We start from the raw sequence: 17,897 nt of genomic DNA on the forward strand, positions 1-17,897 counted from the left end.
CTTCAGAATCCACCATGACCTATCTGCTCGCCCTCGACCAAGGCACCTCCAGTTCCCGCAGCATCGTGTTCGACGAGCGCGGCCACATCGTCGCGCAGGCGCAGCTGGAGCTGCCGCAGATCTACCCGCAGCCCGGCTGGGTGGAGCACGACCCGCGCGAGATCTGGCGCACCCAGCTGGCCACCGCGCGGCAGGCCCTGGCCCAGGCGAATCTGAAGGCCGGCGACGTGCGCGCGCTGGGCATCACCAACCAGCGCGAGACCACGGTGCTGTGGAACCGGCGCACCGGCGAGCCCGTGCACCATGCCATCGTCTGGCAGGACCGCCGGGCCGAGCCGCTGTGCGCCGAGCTGCGCGAGCGCGGCCTGGCCGACACCATCCAGGCCAAGACCGGCCTGCTGATCGACGCGTATTTCTCGGGCACCAAGCTGCGCTGGCTGCTGGACCACGTACCCGGCGCGCGCGCCCAGGCCGAGCGCGGCGAACTGGCCTTCGGCACCGTGGACAGCTGGCTCATCTGGCAGCTCACGCAAGGCCAGGTGCACGTGACCGACGTGAGCAACGCCGCGCGCACCATGCTCTTCAATGTGCGCACCAACCAGTGGGACGACGAACTGATGGAGCTGCTGCAGATCCCGCGCGCCCTCATGCCCGAGGTGCGGCCCTCCAGCGCCCACTTCGGCGACACGCACCCCGAGCTGCTGGGCAGCGCCCTGCCCATCGGCGGCGTGGCTGGCGACCAGCAGAGCGCGCTGTTCGGCCAGGCCTGCTTCAAGGCCGGCATGGCCAAGAACACCTACGGCACCGGCTGCTTCATGCTGATGCACACGGGGCAGAAGTTCCAGACCTCCACCAACGGCCTGCTCACCACCAGCGCGGCCCAGATCGGCACGGCGCCGCCCGGCGCGGCAGCGCTCAGCCTGGCCGGCAGCACGCCCGAGTTCGCCATGGAAGGCAGCGTGTTCGTCGGCGGCGCCGTGGTGCAGTGGCTGCGCGATGGCCTGCGCGCCATCTCGGCCAGCAACGAGGTGCAGTCGCTCGCCGAAAGCGTGCCCGATTCGGGCGGCGTGATGATGGTGCCCGCCTTCACCGGCCTGGGCGCGCCCTACTGGAAGCCCGACGCGCGCGGCACCATCACCGGCCTCACGCGGGGCACCACGCTCGCCCACATCGCGCGGGCAGCGCTGGAGAGCATCGCCTACCAGAGCGCCGCGCTGCTGCAGGCCATGAGCCGCGACGCCGTGGCCGCCGGCGGCGCGCCGGTGAGCGAGCTGCGCGTGGACGGCGGCGCCTGCGTGAACGACCTGCTCATGCAGTTCCAGGCCGACCTGCTGGGCATTCCCGTGGTGCGGCCCGCGGTGATCGAGACCACGGCGCTGGGCGCGGCCTATCTGGCGGGCCTGTCGAGCGGCGTGTACCGCAGCACCGACGAGCTGTCGGACCTGTGGCGCGCCGAGCGCCGCTTCATGCCCACGCTGGGCGCCCCGCGTGCCCGCGAACTCATGGCGCGCTGGGAGCACGCCGTGCGGCAGGCCTCGCTCGACTGAAAACCGCCGCCCCGGCCCCCGCCGCAGCGCAGGCGCTAACATCCTGCGCTTCGCATCCACCTGCCCACCGCCGCCATGAACGCCACGCCCGCCGCGACCGATTCGCCCTCCTCCGCCATTGCCTTCATCGGCGGGGGCAACATGGCCAGCGCCATCATCGGCGGGCTGATCCGCCAGGGCGTGCCGGCCGCGCAGGTCGAAGTCGTCGAGCCCTGGGCCGAGGCCCGCGCCGCCCTGCTCTCGCAGCACGGCATCACGGCGCACGAAGCGGCCGGCCCCGCGCTGGCCCGGGCCGGCACCGTGGTGTGGGCCGTCAAGCCCCAGACCTTCCAGGACGCCGCCCGGCAGGCGCGCGCCCACACCGCCGGCGCCGTGCACCTGAGCGTGGCCGCCGGCATCCGCTCGGACAGCATCGCCCGGTGGCTGGACAGCGAACGCATCGTGCGCGCCATGCCCAACACCCCGGCGCTGATCGCCCGCGGCATGACGGCCCTCTACGCCCGCCCCCAAGTGACCGCCGCCGAGCGCGCGGCCACCGAGCGGATCATCGCGACGACGGGGGAATTCCTGTGGGTGGACAACGAGCCGCAGCTCGATGCCGTCACCGCCCTCTCGGGCTCGGGCCCGGCCTATGTGTTCCGCTTCCTGGAGGCCATGACCGAGGCCGGCGCCGCCATGGGCCTGAGCCGGGACCAGGCGCACCAGCTGGCCGTGGCCACCTTCGCCGGCGCCTCCGAACTGGCCCGCCGCTCGGACGAGCCGCCCGAGGTGCTGCGCCAGCGCGTCACCTCCAAGGGCGGCACCACCTACGCCGCCCTGCAGTCGATGGAGCAGGACGAGGTGCCCCAGCGTTTCATGCGCGCCCTGGAAGCGGCGCGTTCGCGGGCGCGCGAGCTGGGCGACGAGTTCGGCGCCTGATCACCAGCGCGGGCGGGCGCCCCGCCGGCTTCAAGCCAAAATGCCCTCCAGCGCAATAAGCACTAGGGCATGTAGCTACAAAAATAATAGCAAACTACCGCAACGCGTAACCCACGGCGATGCCGGCGAACAGCGTGAACCCGATCCAGTGGTTCTCGCGGAAGGCCCGAAAGCAGCCTTCGCGCGTGCGGTGGCGGATCAGCGCGAAGTGCCACGCCACCTGGGCCAGCACCGCGCCGACCGCAAGGTAAAACGGCACGCCCAGTCCCAGCGGTGCCAGCGAAACGCCCCAGAACGCCACCAGCAGCAGGTAGAACGCCAGGATGGCCGCCACGTCGAAGCGGCCCAGGGTGATGGCCGACGTCTTCATGCCGATCTTCAGGTCGTCATCGCGGTCCACCATGGCGTATTCGGTGTCGTAGGCCAGCACCCAGAACAGGTTGCCCAGCACCAGCCACAGCGCCAGCCACGGCACCTCGCCGCGCACGGCGGTGAACGCCATCGGAATGCCCATGCTGAAGGCCACGCCCAGCACCGCCTGCGGCATCGAGAAGAACCGCTTGGTGAACGGGTACAGCACCGTGACCGCCAGCGCCGGCACCGACCACGCGATGGTGATGGCATTGGTGGTGAGCACCAGCGCGAAGGCGACCAGCGCCAGCACCGCGCCCACGGCCAGCGCCTCGCGCGGGGAGACGGCGCCGCTCGTCACCGGCCGCTGCGCCGTGCGCTTGACGTGCCGGTCGAACCGGCGGTCGGCCACGTCGTTCACGCAGCAGCCCGCGCTGCGCATCAGGATGGTGCCCAGCGTGAACACGGCCAGCAGGTGCCAGCCGGGGAATCCGCCCGCCGCGACCCACAGCGCCGACAGCGTGGGCCACAGCAGCAGCAGCCAGCCGGCCGGGCGGCTCCAGCGGATCAGGTCGAGGTAGAGCGACAGGCGCGACGGCGTGGGGGCGGAAAGCTGCATGGCGCGGAAAAAGGAAAGGGAGAAAAGAACGAAAGAGAGAGGCGACCGGGAAACGAAAACGCCCGCACGGGTGGGCGGGCGCTGGCTGGGCAGGGCCGTGCAAGGCCCGGCCGGCTTACTCCTCCAGGAGCGAGCGCAGCATCCAGGCGGTCTGCTCGTGCACCGTGAGGCGCTGGGTCAGCAGGTCGGCCGTGGGTTCGTCGCTGGCCTTGTCGGCCACCGGGAACAGTTCGCGCGCCGTGCGGGCGACGGCCTCGTGGCCTTCGACCAGGATGCGCACCATCTCCAGCGCGTGGGGCGGCTCGGTGGGCGCGTCGGGCAGCGAGGTGAGCTTGCCGAACTGGGCATACGAGCCCGGCGCCGAATGGCCCAGCGAACGGATGCGCTCGACCACCGGGTCCACCGCGTTCCACAGTTCGGTGTACTGCCCCATGAACATGGTGTGCAGCGTGTTGAACATCGGGCCCGTCACGTTCCAGTGGAAATTGTGGGTCGTGAGGTACAGCGTGTAGGTGTCGGCCAGCAGGCGCGACAGGCCCTGCGCGATGGCCGCGCGGTCCTTGTCGCTGATGCCGATGTTGATGCGCGGTGCGCCGCTGGCGCCGGCGCGGGCGAGGGGGGTCTTGGGGGTCTTGGCCATGGAGAACTCCTTCGGGTGCTGAACTGAACAATGCGTCGCCGCGGTGTTTGCCGGCCCGGGCGCGGCGCCCGCTGCGGGAGCGGGTGCGGTCGTCCGGGCGCCGGAAAACACTTTAGCGCATGCGCTGCGGCGCAGCGCCGACCAGGGTCACTGCATCTGCGGCAGGTTGCCAATGCGCACCAGCATCTCGGTGAACATCTGCATGTCGGCGTCGAGGTCGGCCACTTCCTTGAATTCCTTCGCGTTGTGGGCCGTGTACTTCTTGCCCGGCATCGCGGGGCCGAAGTTGATCGCGTTGGGCATCAGCTTGGCCGTGGTGCTGCCGGCCGTGGGCACGGGCTTGGCCTCCAGGCCCGTGGTGTCGCCGAAGGTGTTGAGCAGCGTGGAAAGCCAGGCGCCCTTGGGGTCGCGCGCCATCCACTCGCCCTGGCTGTGGTCCACCTCGACCGCCACGCCGGCCTGCGCGCCCCACGCCTGGATGCGCGCGGCGGTGGCCTTCGTCAGCACGTCGGCGGTGCTGCCGCGCGGCATGCGCACGTTCACCAGCACATCGACCTTGCCGTCCTTCTCGCGCACCAGGTTGGGCGACATCGTGAGCGGGCCCATGAAGTCGTCGCTGTACGCCAGGCCCATCGTGCGGCCCAGGTAGTCGGTGCCGTACAGGTCGGCGATGTAGCGCACCGCGCTGGCGTAGCCGTTGGCGGCCAGCGGCACGCCGGACTCCTGCAGGAACAGCGCCAGGCGCGGCAGCGGGTTCACGCCCTCTTCGGGGCGCGAGCCGTGGGCCGACGTGCCCGTGACCTTGACCGCGAGCGCAGCGCCGTCCTGGACGATGTCGATGGCGAAGGGGCCGCCCTGGGCCGCGTACTTGGCGATGAAGGCCTCGCGGGCCGCGCCCAGGCGCTGCGCCGCGGCGGCCAGGTCGCCGCCCGTGAGGCGCGCGGTGGCCGTCTGCGGCACGGCGTTGGCCGAGGCGGCGCCCGCCATCGCAGCGATGGTGACCGCACCGACCGGCACGGCAGCGGCAGGTGCCAGGGCGAACGAGGCGCGCAGCGCGCCCGAACCCTTTTCGGCCACCACGGCGGGGTACTTGCTGTCCAGCACGATGTTGTACTCGGGCAGCGGGGTCTTGGCGCGGTAGTACTTCATCGCGTCGCCGCCCGTCTCTTCGGTCGTCTCCACCATGAGGCGGATCGTGCGGGCCATCGGCAGGCCGCTGTCTTTGACCGCCTTCATCGCGTACAGCACGGCGGCGATGGAGCCCTTGTCGTCGATGGAGCCGCGCCCGTACAGGTTGCCGCCCACCCGCGTGAGCTTGAACGGGTCCAGCCGCGTGCCGTCGTCCAGCACCCATTCGTCGGCCACCACGGGCACCACGTCGGCGTGCGTGAGGATGCCGAATTCCTCGGTGCCCGTGCCGGGCAGCTTCACTTCGAAGATGCGGTTGTCCACGTTGCGGTACTGCAGGCCGAAATCCTTGGCCATGCCTTCGACCAGCGTGCCGAAGGCGATGATGGCCCGGTCCTCGTGCGGCGGCACCTTGTCCGAGCGCACCGTGGGAATGGCCACCATCTTCGCGGTGGTGTCGATCACCGCCGTGTGGTGGTTCAGCCGGTTGTACAGGCCCAGCAGGCGGCTGATGTTCACCAGGTCGTCGCCCGCCAGCGTGGCCTTGGCCCCATACGCCTTCACGCTGGGCGCCAGCGCAGGGTAGGTGCGCACCGCGCGTTCGAGGAACGCGCTGAAATCGCCGCTGGGCGCGCCCGTCTCGGCGACCACCAGGCGGTCCAGATCGGGTTTCTTGAGCGTGCCCGCCAAGGGCGCGGCGTCGGTCGGCGCGGTCACGCTGGAGCAGGCCGAAAGGCCCAGGGCCAGGCCGGCCGCCATCAAAAGCTTCTTCATGAATGTCCTCGGGATTGTGGAGAGCGCGGCGCCCCGCGCGGACCGCATGTGGCGCGGCCCGCGCCAGGCCGGGGTGGAGGATGCCCACCCACCGGCCGCGCGCGGGGCGAAGTTTAGCCCTGCCCCGAGGCGTTTCGATGAAGCCGGCAGCCCGCGCGCGCGGCGGCCAGCGCCGGCCACCGGGCCGCCAGGACCGCCAGGACCGCAAAAAGAATCGGAAGGCGCCGCAGGCCTGCGGTCAGGACAGGCGCGTCATGCCCGGCAGCTCGCAGGCGTAGATCGCGTTGCGCAGCGCGGCGATGGCCTCGTAGCGGGTGAAGCTGCGGCGCCACGCCAGCACCACGCGGCGCATGGGCGGCGGGCTGCCATCGGCCTCCTGGATCGGCAGGTAGCGGATGTGCGTGTCGTCGCTCTTGCGCCGGCGCGACCCCGTGTGCAGGGCATCGCGCGGCACCGACAGGCGCGGCACCAGCGTCACGCCCATGCCGGCCGACACCATGTGCTTGATCGTCTCGAGCGATGAGCCCTCGAACGTGCGGCGGATGCCCTCGGCATTGCTCGCGTAGCGCGCGAACTCGGGGCAGACCTCCAGCACATGGTCGCGAAAGCAATGGCCCGCGCCCAGCAGCAGCATGGTCTCGCTCTTGAGCTGCGCGGCGGAAATGGATTTCTGGTCGGCCAGCGGGTGACTGCTGGGCACGGCCGCCATGAACGGCTCGTCGTACAGCGGTGCCATCGCCAGGCCCGTGTCGGGAAACGGCTCGGCCATGATCGCGCAGTCGATCTCGCCGGTGCGCAGCATCTCCAGCAGCTTGACGGTGAAGTTCTCCTGCAGCATGAGCGGCATCTGCGGCGTGCGCGCGATGGCGTGACGCACCAGCTCGGGCAGCAGGTAGGGACCGATCGTGTAGATCACGCCCAGCGTGAGCGCCCCGGCCAGCGGGTCCTTGCCGCGCTTGGCGATTTCCTTGATGGCGGCGGCCTGTTCTAGCACGCTCTGCGCCTGGCGCACGATCTCGTCGCCCAGCGAGGTGACCGACACCTCGCCCGCGCTGCGCTCGAACAGTTTGACCTCCAGCTCGTCTTCCAGCTTCTTGATGGCCACCGACAGCGTGGGCTGCGACACATAGCAAGCATCGGCCGCACGGCCAAAGTGCTTCTCCCGGGCCACAGCGACGATGTATTTGAGTTCCGTGAGGGTCATTGTTGGATGCGGATTGGCGAACGCGACATTGTGCGCCGAGATGAAACCCCTGTCGGTCGGCGGCCTGCGGGACGTACAGGAGCGGGAAAGGAACTTTACCCAGGCTTCACATTGGGTGGCGGGGCGTGCCAGGGGCGTTCAAGACGTGCATTTCACCCCCGCGAAAACGCTGCAGACCGGGACATGTGTTTTGCGCAGGCGAGGGCTTGCCAGCCGCGTTCACCGCGCTTTAGTTCATGACCGAACAAACCTCATGCCTTAGAAAACCATGGCTGTATTGCTATCAAAAATATAGTGCACGAAACGGGTTTGATCCAGCATTTGGCTGCGGCGAGCCGGACGCTCAGTGGATGGATTCCGTCTTTGTTTGAAGCCCGGGACATTCGTGCTCCGCCACCATGCATCGCTGTGGAGACTGCTGCTGACTGAAAGCGCCATAAGGCAAATTGATTTGCTACATAAACGATCAGATGACTTTCGTGCTGTTCATGCCGCTTGGAGGCGTAGCGGCCCCTGGCGCAGGTCGTCGGGTTCGCCTCTCCAAACCCCGTGATGAGCCATTGCCACACCACCTGGCCCTGCGTGTTGGTCAGGCGCCGTGGCGTGTTCAGGTGGTCCGCGTCGATGGCGTACAGCCGCCCATTGATCTGCGCCGCCACCGGCATCGGCCCGCTGGTCGTGGGCAGGTAGATGACCTCCGTGCTGTCCATCTCCCCAGCCGGCGCCGCGCTGTTGCCACTCCCGCGGTTGCCGTACTGGCCCAGCACGGTGCTCCCGATGCCATTAATTGACGACTGAACGCCAATCTTTAAGGTTGTGAACAAAGATCAAGCCTTGACTCATGTCTTGCATCGCCACCAATTTAAAAAAGCTTGCCACATCCGATTTTGATTCATCATTATGGTAAGTGGTACTTATATCTAAAAAACCACAACCCTCCACTACCTCATCGATTAAATCATGAATGATTTCAGAACTTTCACCATAGCAAACAAAGTAATTGCAGCCAGCATTCAAAAAATCGCGTACTGTTTGCTTCAACCAAAAAACATCTTGCCACTCCAAATCTCCGGCATCTAGAAGTGCGGCGAATTTCCCCGCCATATCACTAAAGGACAAGGGTTGACAAATATCTTTAAAATAAATATTAGAAGAGTTCATAAAAACCCCCATTTCGCAACTTTTCGATATTGCTCCGGAAGGTATTAATCTCAGTTCGCAGGTGCTCCATGCGTATCATTTTTGAAATATATTCCGCTGCATTGTTGAGTTGCTTTCATTGGTGCTGATTATCAAAATGCCATTGGACTCATTATTTTCTGGCTTAAATGGCTTAGCCAATATGGAATCATTTTTAGACGCAAAATCTGTTATTGCAGCGGGAATTTTTTCTCCCCATCCATTTGGAAATTCACTGGAAAAATTTTCTATCTCAAAATCAGATTTAATTCCTATGAGCCATGTGGTTTCTAGTTCAAAGATTTCTGATTGAAGCAACCATTCATTGTTTTTTAATGGTGCTGCTCCAAAGTATTTCGACTTTTCGTTTCCGACCACCTCCCATTCGGAAGTATGGATGGGCTGAATTTGTGAGTTAAATTTCTTCCAGAATTTCTTGTATAGAAATATTTTTGAGCGGGCTTGCCAAACTTCATCACCCGTGATTAAAAAGAAATGAAGATTTGGCCATTCATTCCTGATCTTCGAGCAGAAACCTATGAGTATTTTTTCTTTAGGGACCTTATTTTCTTGTAACTCGCAGCCCTCAAGATTCTTGCCGCTAAGTTCTTTGATTATTTTTGGGCTCCAACCAATATCGCGAAAATTCTTCAACACTCAAATACTCCTAGTAATCAAAATGACGTTCGCAAGAGTCGTTGAAATGAGAACCTCTGTTTTGGGGATCGTTTGGACCGAAGTTATGGCCTCCAACATCATCTCGAATAATTACTTTCCGAGGAGTGCTGGTTCCATTTGGAATCTCAAATTCATACTGCCTACCAGGTTGAATTCTTTCTTTTCTATCACGATTGGGGCCAACTGACGTTGGCTGCTGGCTGGTAGGAACCCCATTATGAGATCAAACAGGCCTCACGCCCCAGTGAATTATGCCAATGATGCTATTAAATAAATAGCAAACAAGAGGGCCGGAGTGAAGTTGCGTGTAGCGGGGCAAGACAGGGGGTTCAAGGGTTTGCGTTGCTCCGCATGGGAACTCCCTTGGCCGCAAGAATTGGGATAACAGCGCCCGTCCCTAAAGGCGGAGTCGGAGGCAAAGGCGGTTGGGCCGACTCCGCAACCCTTAATCAACATTAAAGGCTAAAAGCAACACCAAGCGAGCCGGCTTTCGCCACGACCCACTCGCCTCCAAAATCCTGAACATTATCTATTTTCAGCAAACCTGCATGTAAATCATTTGCGTATTTTTCATCAAAAACAATATCAACATATCCCCCCTCAATATTGAAATCACATCGCCTATCTGCAATATATTGACTAAAAACCGGATGCTGCTCAAATGCCACGCCCGGACTCATCCAATACCGCACGCCAACAAGCGTTCCATCGTCGGAAAGAATGTGATCGTAAAAAAACCCTCCCAGGGATATTTCGGCATCAGGAAGCCAGCCAGCATTTTTATGCTCTGCGGGTAGGTCACCAATACAAAGGGGCAATAAAAAATAATTCATCCACACATCCAAGTAGTTATCGCCCCTTAGTGCTTGCCCCTCTCTTAAAATACCTAAAACAGCAGCTCACCCAAGTTGAGTCGAAGGATTTAAGTCATTACCATTCGACTTCAAATTAATAACACACCCTTCGTAGCCATAAACAATCAGACCGTCCTCAACCTGCTCAAACTCCAAAATTCCTTCCATCGTTTCATCGGACGTATGCACAAGAATTTCAGTGCGCGCGCCAGGAGCAATTTGAAACTGCTCCGCCCACGGCTCCAAAAATATTCTTACATCCTTACCAGAGCTATTGACATAGATTAATTTTTGCACCAATCTCATAAATCACCTCATTAAATCAACAATTTTATCCAAAAGCTGCACTCTATTTTGAGCAGTGACATTATTCGCATTGCGAGAAAATTCATTGGCATAAAAATTACGCCATTGAATAGCCATATCCCTGGTCAGTCCTTGCGCCTGCATTTGGCCAACTACTCCGCTATTAATAGATTCGATCCGGGTCAACGCGCCTTGTGGACCACTTCCCCATCCAATTAACGCTCTGCCAAACTGCGACTGATTCATGCCACTCGGAATTGCAGGGGCGATTATTTTTGCAATAGCAGGATTGGTTATGCCTTTAATCATTCCAGGCCCAACGCAAATACTCGGCCCGCCACTCGTAGCAATACAACCACCATCATCCACCCGTGGCTGCTGAAACATCGGCGAGCAACTTGACCCGTTGTCCAGCAACGGAGAGTCTCCATACCCTCCACCCGGCATCACGCTTGCCAATCCAGAAGGATCGACGAGATTCGTTGGCGTGCCACCTGCATAGAGATAGCGGTTCCACCCTCCATCCAGCCCAATCGGATCGGCCTGGATGTACCGCCCTCCCTCCCGGTCGTAGTACCGGTTCAGGTTGTACGCCAGTCCCGTCTCGTCATCCCACACCTGCCCCGGATACCGCAGGTCGAACTTCACCGCCTCTGAATAGTTGGCGCTGCCTTGCCCGCTCTGCGCATAGCCTGTCGCCCCGGTCGTCGGGTTCGCCTCTCCAAACCCCGTGATGAGCCATTGCCACACCACCTGCCCCTGCGTGTTCGTCAGCCTTCTCGGCGTGTTCAGGTGGTCCGCATCGATGGCATACAGCCTGCCATTGATCTGCGCCGCCACCGGCATCGGCCCGCTGGCCGTGGGCAGGTAGATCACCTCCGTGCTGTCCATCTCCCCAGCCGGAGCCGCGCTGCTGCTGCTCCTGCGGTTGCCGTACTGGCCCAGCACGGTGCTGCCGATGCCGTCTTCGGCATAGACCGTCTGCTGGGTGATGGCCGGGTTGTTGGCCCCGGACAGCCGCGCATCGCTCTTGAACACGCGCTGGCCCAGGGCGTTGTACGTGTAGCTCACGGCCAGGGCGTTCGCCGGGTCGGCATTCAGGCCGGCCTTGGCGATGCGGCCGTCGCTGCCGTAGTGCAGGTAGTTGTCGCCCTTTTTCGTGATCGAGCCCGTGGCGTCGTAAGCGTAGGCAACGGTGCTGGTCTGCGCGCTGGCGCCGGCCGGCGTGAAGGTCTGCGTGGTGTTTTGCAGCCGGTTGCTGCCGCTGACGGCGATGTAGCTGCGCTTGAGCGTGGCCGTGCCCGCCGCCGTGGTGCTGCTGTAGTGGCTCTGGCTGCGGTTGCCGTTGGCGTCCCACGCATAGCCGCTGGCATTGGCGCCCAGGGTGTCGCTCAACGCGCTGCCCGTGGGTAGCGTGAGGCCGGCCGGCGCGCTATGGGCGCTGGCGGTGAGCCGGCCCGTGGCGTCGTAGGTGTTGGCGCTGGTGATCACGGCCTGCTGCGCGCCCGTGTCGCCGCGCAGGGTGTGCCGCTGCTGCACCTGGGCCAGGCGCCCGGCGCCGTCCCAGGTCAGTTGCGGCAGCAGCCGGCTGGCGGCCAACTGGCCCGCCAGGGTGTAGCTGCGCTGCTCGGCCAGGCCGGGCGTGGGCCCGGCCGAGTTCTCCCGCGTGACGTTGCCCCGGACGTCGTTGCCCCGGACGTCGTTGGCATACGTGGTGGCCACGCCGGCGAAGTCCTGGGCACCCTGCACGGCGCCCAGGACTTCGTAGGACAGCGAGGCCACATTGCCCAGGGCCTGCAATGCGATGAAGACGGCCCAGACGACCCTCATGAACCTCCTCCCGTTTGATGTGAGGCCTGACATCAGGTCAAACAGGCCTTACGCCCTAGTAAATCATGGTCATTATGCTATTAAATATATAGCATTTAAGAAGTGCAACGGCCAGGGTTGGATGTCAGGGTGTTGCATCGGCTCGCATGAGATCTCCCGCGCAAGGCTTGAGAAATAAGCAGCAGTTATTTATTTTCAAAGTCCTTAATCAGCCCCTCAAACTCAATGAGCGACTCTTCAATAGAAACCTTGTTTGCTTCGGTCAAATCATTGCCACCATTAATTGCCGCTGCGTTTATCTGCTCCATGGATAAAATGACGGGGAAAACCGCATTTCGCCATAATTCATTTTCAAAAACACTCCCAACCCCCTCAATCCGATAAATAAGTGAGTTTAAATCAAGTGTTCCATCACGATATTCATTGATGGCTTGCCGCAGCACGAAGGCTTGACGCGAGAAAAAATCGCTCATACAACCTGATTATTCAGGGATAAATTTAATTACCTGCTCATTTCCACCAGCGACAATAACCACGCCGTTGTGCGCCATTTGCACTGTCGTTCTATGCCATGCCGATGATGCCATTAAAAATAGCAAAAAACGGTGCAACGAAATTTTCGGCGGCGGGCAGGACATGGATTCAAGGGATTGCATTGGCTCATCATGGCGACTTACTCCGACTAAAGAAGTTGGAACCAATGCAACCACTTAGTTCATGAATCAATACAGAGTCGGAAATACAGTTCTGTATGCCCTGCTCAGCAGTAACAGTATTCCATTACCTAAGCCTAGACCCATCGGGATTGATGGCCTCCTCATCCTTTCTAGTTGGATAATAAATCATCTTCTGATTAAGTTCGTAGAATATCAATCCATGAATGCCTTGCACTTCTAATTTTTTAACCCGGCGTTGCCAAATATTATTGAATACTTCATCAAGCACCTTCGCATCACCAGTCGCGTATATCTCATCGATGAAAGCAATATCGACGCCACCAGGAAATAACAACAAAAATTCCTCATCGGTTGCTGAAAAAATGTCATATACGCAATTTTGCGCACCATCAATAATTTGAATGTTTTTCATAATCAACGACTTGGTTTCACGTTTCTATAATCGCCACCTGGAGTCTGTACATCCCAATGGGGACCGCTGTGAGACCTACCTCCTGACCCAGTAGGACACCACACATCCCCTTTAGCATCTTCCCAGCCGTGGCTAGAACCGCCTTTGCCTGGATTTGGATTGGGTACCCAGTTATCGCCCCCTTTAGGACTTCTAAATCCATCTGCCTCTGTCGGTTTGCCCGGCGCCTTGGGCCCATTTGGGTCATATGCATTCTTAGGCGGTTTCGCAAACATGCGATCCAACCCATAACCCAATGCGCCAAGAGCAGTTCCAACCGCGATGTCAGTACCTGTGATGATCGCCGGAATAAATGGGATGACGACTGCAAACTCGCCGGTCGGATCGGTATAGCTAAGTGGATTTCCTCCGACATACAAGAACCGATTCCATCCCCCCTCCAGCCCAATCGGATCCGCCTGGATGTACCGCCCTCCCTCCCGGTCGTAGTACCGGTTCAGGTTGTACGCCAGTCCCGTCTCGTCATCCCACACCTGCCCCGGATACCGCAGGTCGAATTTGATGGCTTCCGCATAGTTGGCGCTGCCTTGCCCACTCTGCGCGTAGCCCGTGGCGCCGGTCGTCGGGTTCGCCTCTCCAAACCCCGTGATGAGCCATTGCCACACCACCTGGCCCTGCGTGTTCGTCAAGCGCCGTGGCGTGTTCAGGTGGTCCGCATCGATGGCATACAGCCGCCCATTGATCTGCGCCGCCACCGGCATCGGCCCGCTGGCCGTGGGCAGGTAGATCACCTCCGTGCTGTCCATCTCCCCAGCCGGCGCCGCGCTGTTGCTGCTCCTGCGGTTGCCGTACTGGCCCAGCACGGTGCTGCCGATGCCGTCCTCGGCATAGACCGTCTGCTGGGTGATGGCCGGGTTGTTCGCCCCGGACAGCCGCGCATCGCTCTTGAACACCCGCTGGCCCAGGGCGTTGTACGTGTAGCTCACGGCCAGGGCGTTCGCCGGGTCGGCATTCAGGCCGGCCTTGGCGATGCGCCCGTCGCTGCCGTAGTGCAGGTAGTTGTCTCCCTTTTTCGTGATCGAGCCCGTGGCGTCGTAAGCGTAGGCAACGGTGCTGGTTTGCGCGCTGGCGCCGGCCGGCGTGAGGGTCTGCGTGGTGTTTTGCAGCCGGTTGCTGTTGGCGGTGATGGCATGGCTGCGCTTGAGCGTGGCCGTGCCCGCCGCCGTGGTGCTGCTGTAGTAGCTCTGGCTTCGGTTGCCGTTGGCGTCCCACGCGTAGCCGCTGGTGTTGGCGCCCAGGGTGTCGCTCAACGCGCTGCCCGGGGGCAGCGTGAGGCCGGCCGGCCCGCTGTGGGCGCTGGCGGTGAGCCGGCCCGTGGCGTCGTAGGTGTTGGCGCTGGTGATCACGGCCTGCTGCGCCCCCGTGGCGCCGCGCAGGGTGTGCCGCTGCTGCACCTGGGCCAGGCGCCCGGCGCTGTCCCAGGCCAGTTGCGGCAGCAGCCGGCTGGCGGCCAACTGGCCCGCCAGGGTGTAGCTGCGCTGCTCGGCCAGGCCGAAGGCCGGCCACTTCCAGCCGGTGGGCTGGCCCAGCGGGTTCCAGGTGATGGCGGTGAGCAGTGGCTGGCCGTTCCATTGCAGCCCGGTGAGCTGGCCCGTGGCGTCGTACTGGTACTGCAGCTTCTTGCCGCTCGCGTAGGTGAGGGTGGCGATCTGCCCGGCTCCGCCATTGCGGGCGCCGTCCGGCCCTGCCGGCACATAGGCCTGGACCAGGGTGCGGCTGTCGCCCCCGTTGGCACTGGCCAGCACCTGGGTGCGGGCGGTGACCCGGCCCAGCGGATCGCGCTGCCAGCGCGTGGTGACGCCCGCGTCCTGGATCTCGCTCAAGGACCCGATGCTGGCCTGCGGCGTGCCGGGGGCGTTGTAGCTGGCGCCGGTGAGGTCGTACCGCCACACGCTTTGCTTGCCGTCCTTGAAGAGGATGCGCGTCAGGCGCCCCGCTGCGTCCCGCGTGAGCGCGGTGGTGCGGCCCATCGCATCGCTCACCTGCGTGGGGCGCCCCAGTGCGTCGTATTGCACGTTGGCCGCGCCATTGTCGGCCGAGGTCTCCCGCGTGGCGTTGCCCCGGATGTCGTTGGCATACGTGGTGGCCACGCCCGCGAAGTCCTTGGCGCCCTGCACCGCGCCCAGGCCGTCATAGGACAGCGAGGCGACCTTGCCCAGGGGGTCGGTGATTTCCGCGACGCGGCCCAGGGGGTCGGTGGCGTACCGGTAGCGCTGGCCCAGGGCGTTCTCGGCGGTGAGGCGCTCGCCGTTGGGGCCGTAGGCGTAGCGGTCCACCTGGCTGCCGGCCTTGACGGTTTCCAACTGGTTGGCGGCGTTGATGCCCCGCTCCTGGCGCCACACGGTCTGGCCCGCGGCGTCTTTGACTTCCTGCAGGATGACGTTGTTGAACAGGTCGTACCCATAGCTGCCCGAGGCGCCCCGGTTGTCCTTCCACGAGGCCAGCCGGTGCGCGCTGTCGTAGGCGTAGTCGATCTGGTAGCCGTCCGGCTGCGTCGTGCGCGACAGCTTGCCGATGGCGTTGTACTGGTGGGTCCATTGCATCCCGAGGACCGAGACGTTGCCGAGCAGGTTCCAGGGGTTGTTGCCATAGGCGTACTGGATTTCCAGGCCGTTGGGCAGGAGCTTGCCCACCAGTCGGCCATCGCTGTAGCTGTGGTTGGTGCGCCGCCCGAACGGGTCGGTGGACTCGAACACCAAGGGCGTGTTGCTGTGGTAGGTGTATGTGCGCCGCACGCCCAGGGCATCGGTTTCGGCGGTGACCAGGCCGCCCTGGTATTCCCATCGACGGACGGCGGCCTTGGCTGCGCCGTCGGGCAGGCTGGCGTCGTACACCCGCTCGGTGAGGACGTTGCCGTCCGCGTCGTAGGTGTATTCGGTGACGCGGTTGCCATCGGTGACCTTGACCGGCAGGCGGTAGGTGGGGTGCCACTGCGTGGCGACCCGGCGCTCCTGCGCGGTGCCCTTGGCGTGGGTGGCCAGCAGGGGCAACTGGCGGTCGCTGTCCCATTCGTAGGTGGTCTGGCGGCCAGCGAAGTCCACCTCCGCCGTGACGAGGCCGGCGGCGTTCTGCACCCGGCGGTTGACCGGGCGGTAGGCCAGCCCCGGTGCCGACGAGGCACTGGTGACGGCCAGCGCCTTGTTCTGCACGGTGTAGCCGTACCGGCGGGTCTGGCCGAGCGGGTCCTTCACGCCGACCTGGCCCGAGGCGATGTCGGTGTAGTCGAACTGGTGCGCCAGGGCGTCGCCCGCATGCGCGGCCTTGAGCGTGCGGCCCAGCGCGTCGTAGCTGAACTGGGCGAAACGGCTGCCGTTCTCATCGACGATGGCGGTCAGCAGGAACGGGTTGCCGGTGTCTTCGTACAGGTAGGTCTTCTGGTACTGGTCCTGCAGGCGGGACGACACCAGCCGGTCGCCCAAGCCGTCCTGGTAGCTGTACCGGTAGGTGGTGGTTTGGTAGTCCGGCGTGATGATCTGTTCGATCAGCCGATCGCCCCAGACGAGGGTAAGGGTCTTGCCGAAGGCGTTGGTGATGGTGGTCAGGCGCCCGTAGGTGTACCCGTAGGTGGTGACCCAGCCGTTGCGCGCCCTGCGGCTCAGGAGCTTGCCCGCGCTGTCGAAGGTGAGCACGGAGTCGTCGCTGGCGTTCCGAAAGCGCCACAGGCCATCGGCCTGGGCCAGCGTGTCGCTGCGCTGATCGCCCACCCAGTCCTGCTGGGCGCCCGCGCGCTGAAAGCCCCGCTCCTCGCCGTTGCCGAAGATGACGGTCGCAACGCCCTCGGACACCCGCAGGCTGATGGCATGGTTGTGCCCCCACTGGCGGCCGAAGCCCCGGCTGGCGCGGGCGGAGTCCAGCGCCCAGTGGCTGCGGTAGATGCGCACGAAGTCCAGGCTGCCGCCCCACGGGTCCTGGTGGTCCACGATCTCCTGGAAGTTCTCTCCGGTGGCGGGAATGACGGGGTCGCCCACGCACATGCCGTCCTGCCCGCCAGGGAACACGGAGACACCCCGGTAGCCGTCGCCGGGCGGCGGCACTGGGGGTGGTGGCGGCGGCAGGGGCGGCGGGGGTGGGGGAGGAGGTGGCGGCGGAGGGGGCGGCGGCGGGGGCGGTGGTGGCGGATCGGGGTCGATCAATTGCTTGGGGCCGCACCAGCCGCTGATTTCGGAGTCGCGGACATCCCCGCGTTCCGCATTCCGGCAGACACAGGAGAACTGGTCGGTGGCGTAATCGTATTTGCCGCGGCTTTGGGTCCAGCCCGCCGGGTTGTAGAGGTATTCGGGGTGCTCGTTCTGGGGCCGGTTGCAGATGGGCGCGATGCTGTCGCCCAGTCCATCTTCGCCCTCGCACGGGGCGCCCAGCGAAGGCATGAGCTGGCACCGATTGCGCCCCCAGATGGACTGCGCGCAGAACCGATGCGGCCCATCGGGCAATGCACCGCACACGCCTGCCACCGTGCCGGACAGCACCGTGTAGCGCATGTCCGGCCCTCCCGTGGACTCGATGCCATACCCAAACGGCTTGCTTCTGTCGATCCCCCCTGCCTCTGCCACGCCCCAATAACCCATGGCCTGCAATGCGATGCAGGCGGCCCAGACAACCCTCATGAATCCCTCTCCCATTTGATCTTGAGTTACGCATTTTATCGACTGCGCAGAAACCCGAACATCGAGATACAGGGAGTTACATTAACCAGGGCCTGCGCTGAAAATGCGCCAGGCCT

At 63.3% G+C, this 17,897-nt stretch carries 15 protein-coding genes and 1 pseudogene; 2 read left to right on the forward strand and 14 right to left on the reverse strand.

Annotation, left to right across the window (positions count from 1 at the left end):
* Nucleotides 1–14: 14 nt before the first annotated feature.
* Together glpK and proC are read left to right on the forward strand one after the other, a co-directional pair.
* Complete coding sequence (gene glpK, locus AVKW3434_RS18400; RefSeq protein ID WP_284406980.1) at nt 15–1,547, forward strand: glycerol kinase GlpK; 1,533 nt, start codon at nt 15–17, stop codon at nt 1,545–1,547.
* Nucleotides 1,548–1,622: 75 nt separating this feature from the next.
* Complete coding sequence (gene proC, locus AVKW3434_RS18405) at nt 1,623–2,465, forward strand: pyrroline-5-carboxylate reductase (protein WP_284406981.1); 843 nt, start codon at nt 1,623–1,625, stop codon at nt 2,463–2,465.
* Between the two features lie 94 nt (nt 2,466–2,559).
* On the opposite strand, the gene ubiA is transcribed toward proC, so the two are convergent.
* The 14 genes and pseudogenes from ubiA to AVKW3434_RS18470 all read right to left on the reverse strand — a co-directional run bounded on the left by ubiA (nt 2,560) and on the right by AVKW3434_RS18470 (nt 17,781).
* Nucleotides 2,560–3,435, reverse strand: a complete 876-nt coding sequence (ubiA, locus tag AVKW3434_RS18410) for a 4-hydroxybenzoate octaprenyltransferase (protein ID WP_284406982.1) — start codon at nt 3,433–3,435, stop codon at nt 2,560–2,562.
* Nucleotides 3,436–3,550: 115 nt separating this feature from the next.
* On the reverse strand, nt 3,551–4,075 hold the full coding sequence (locus tag AVKW3434_RS18415; RefSeq protein WP_284406983.1) for a Dps family protein: 525 nt from the start codon (nt 4,073–4,075) through the stop codon (nt 3,551–3,553).
* Between the two features lie 147 nt (nt 4,076–4,222).
* Nucleotides 4,223–5,977, reverse strand: coding sequence for a dipeptidase (locus AVKW3434_RS18420; RefSeq protein ID WP_284406984.1), 1,755 nt, complete (start codon nt 5,975–5,977; stop codon nt 4,223–4,225).
* A gap of 238 nt (nt 5,978–6,215) precedes the next feature.
* Nucleotides 6,216–7,181 carry a LysR substrate-binding domain-containing protein gene (locus AVKW3434_RS18425; protein WP_284406985.1) on the reverse strand — a complete coding sequence of 322 codons (966 nt, stop codon included), beginning with the start codon at nt 7,179–7,181 and terminating at the stop codon, nt 6,216–6,218.
* A gap of 251 nt (nt 7,182–7,432) precedes the next feature.
* Entirely contained in the window at nt 7,433–7,948 is a 516-nt protein-coding gene (locus tag AVKW3434_RS18430; RefSeq protein ID WP_284406986.1) for a hypothetical protein, read from the reverse strand.
* A 16-nt stretch (nt 7,949–7,964) separates the two neighbouring features.
* A complete protein-coding gene (locus AVKW3434_RS18435; protein WP_284406987.1) occupies nt 7,965–8,342 on the reverse strand; it encodes a DUF7684 family protein in 378 nt (125 codons plus the stop codon).
* Nucleotides 8,343–8,417: 75 nt separating this feature from the next.
* Nucleotides 8,418–9,017: a hypothetical protein gene (locus AVKW3434_RS18440; RefSeq protein ID WP_284406988.1), complete on the reverse strand. Its 600-nt coding sequence runs from the start codon at nt 9,015–9,017 to the stop codon at nt 8,418–8,420.
* A 10-nt stretch (nt 9,018–9,027) separates the two neighbouring features.
* Nucleotides 9,028–9,204, reverse strand: a pseudogene (locus AVKW3434_RS24250) (HNH/endonuclease VII fold putative polymorphic toxin); the annotation flags it as partial.
* Between the two features lie 289 nt (nt 9,205–9,493).
* Nucleotides 9,494–9,871, reverse strand: a complete 378-nt coding sequence (locus AVKW3434_RS18445) for a hypothetical protein (RefSeq protein ID WP_284406989.1) — start codon at nt 9,869–9,871, stop codon at nt 9,494–9,496.
* A 66-nt stretch (nt 9,872–9,937) separates the two neighbouring features.
* The gene (locus AVKW3434_RS18450; RefSeq protein WP_284406990.1) at nt 9,938–10,198 is read right to left on the reverse strand and encodes a hypothetical protein; all 261 of its coding nucleotides are present in this window, start codon (nt 10,196–10,198) and stop codon (nt 9,938–9,940) included.
* A gap of 3 nt (nt 10,199–10,201) precedes the next feature.
* The gene (locus tag AVKW3434_RS18455) at nt 10,202–12,028 is read right to left on the reverse strand and encodes an RHS repeat-associated core domain-containing protein (RefSeq protein ID WP_284406991.1); all 1,827 of its coding nucleotides are present in this window, start codon (nt 12,026–12,028) and stop codon (nt 10,202–10,204) included.
* 185 nt (nt 12,029–12,213) lie between these two features.
* Entirely contained in the window at nt 12,214–12,501 is a 288-nt protein-coding gene (locus tag AVKW3434_RS18460) for a hypothetical protein (RefSeq protein WP_284406992.1), read from the reverse strand.
* 307 nt (nt 12,502–12,808) lie between these two features.
* Nucleotides 12,809–13,117, reverse strand: coding sequence for a DUF8220 family protein (locus tag AVKW3434_RS18465; RefSeq protein WP_284394178.1), 309 nt, complete (start codon nt 13,115–13,117; stop codon nt 12,809–12,811).
* A 2-nt stretch (nt 13,118–13,119) separates the two neighbouring features.
* The gene (locus AVKW3434_RS18470; protein WP_284406993.1) at nt 13,120–17,781 is read right to left on the reverse strand and encodes a polymorphic toxin type 37 domain-containing protein; all 4,662 of its coding nucleotides are present in this window, start codon (nt 17,779–17,781) and stop codon (nt 13,120–13,122) included.
* Nucleotides 17,782–17,897 lie beyond the last annotated feature (116 nt).

The organism is Acidovorax sp. SUPP3434, assembly GCF_030159015.1.
Classification (GTDB): domain Bacteria; phylum Pseudomonadota; class Gammaproteobacteria; order Burkholderiales; family Burkholderiaceae_C; genus Paracidovorax.

Coding starts and splice junctions, on each gene's coding strand:
- AVKW3434_RS18460 (WP_284406992.1), bottom strand. CDS start 12,501: ATGAGCGATTTTTTCTCGCGTCAAGCCTTCGTGCTGCGGCAAGCCATC.
- proC (WP_284406981.1), top strand. CDS start 1,623: ATGAACGCCACGCCCGCCGCGACCGATTCGCCCTCCTCCGCCATTGCC.
- AVKW3434_RS18450 (WP_284406990.1), bottom strand. CDS start 10,198: ATGAGATTGGTGCAAAAATTAATCTATGTCAATAGCTCTGGTAAGGAT.
- ubiA (WP_284406982.1), bottom strand. CDS start 3,435: ATGCAGCTTTCCGCCCCCACGCCGTCGCGCCTGTCGCTCTACCTCGAC.
- AVKW3434_RS18435 (WP_284406987.1), bottom strand. CDS start 8,342: ATGAACTCTTCTAATATTTATTTTAAAGATATTTGTCAACCCTTGTCC.
- AVKW3434_RS18455 (WP_284406991.1), bottom strand. CDS start 12,028: ATGAGGGTCGTCTGGGCCGTCTTCATCGCATTGCAGGCCCTGGGCAAT.
- AVKW3434_RS18415 (WP_284406983.1), bottom strand. CDS start 4,075: ATGGCCAAGACCCCCAAGACCCCCCTCGCCCGCGCCGGCGCCAGCGGC.
- AVKW3434_RS18465 (WP_284394178.1), bottom strand. CDS start 13,117: ATGAAAAACATTCAAATTATTGATGGTGCGCAAAATTGCGTATATGAC.
- AVKW3434_RS18470 (WP_284406993.1), bottom strand. CDS start 17,781: ATGAGGGTTGTCTGGGCCGCCTGCATCGCATTGCAGGCCATGGGTTAT.
- glpK (WP_284406980.1), top strand. CDS start 15: ATGACCTATCTGCTCGCCCTCGACCAAGGCACCTCCAGTTCCCGCAGC.
- AVKW3434_RS18425 (WP_284406985.1), bottom strand. CDS start 7,181: ATGACCCTCACGGAACTCAAATACATCGTCGCTGTGGCCCGGGAGAAG.
- AVKW3434_RS18420 (WP_284406984.1), bottom strand. CDS start 5,977: ATGAAGAAGCTTTTGATGGCGGCCGGCCTGGCCCTGGGCCTTTCGGCC.
- AVKW3434_RS18445 (WP_284406989.1), bottom strand. CDS start 9,871: ATGAATTATTTTTTATTGCCCCTTTGTATTGGTGACCTACCCGCAGAG.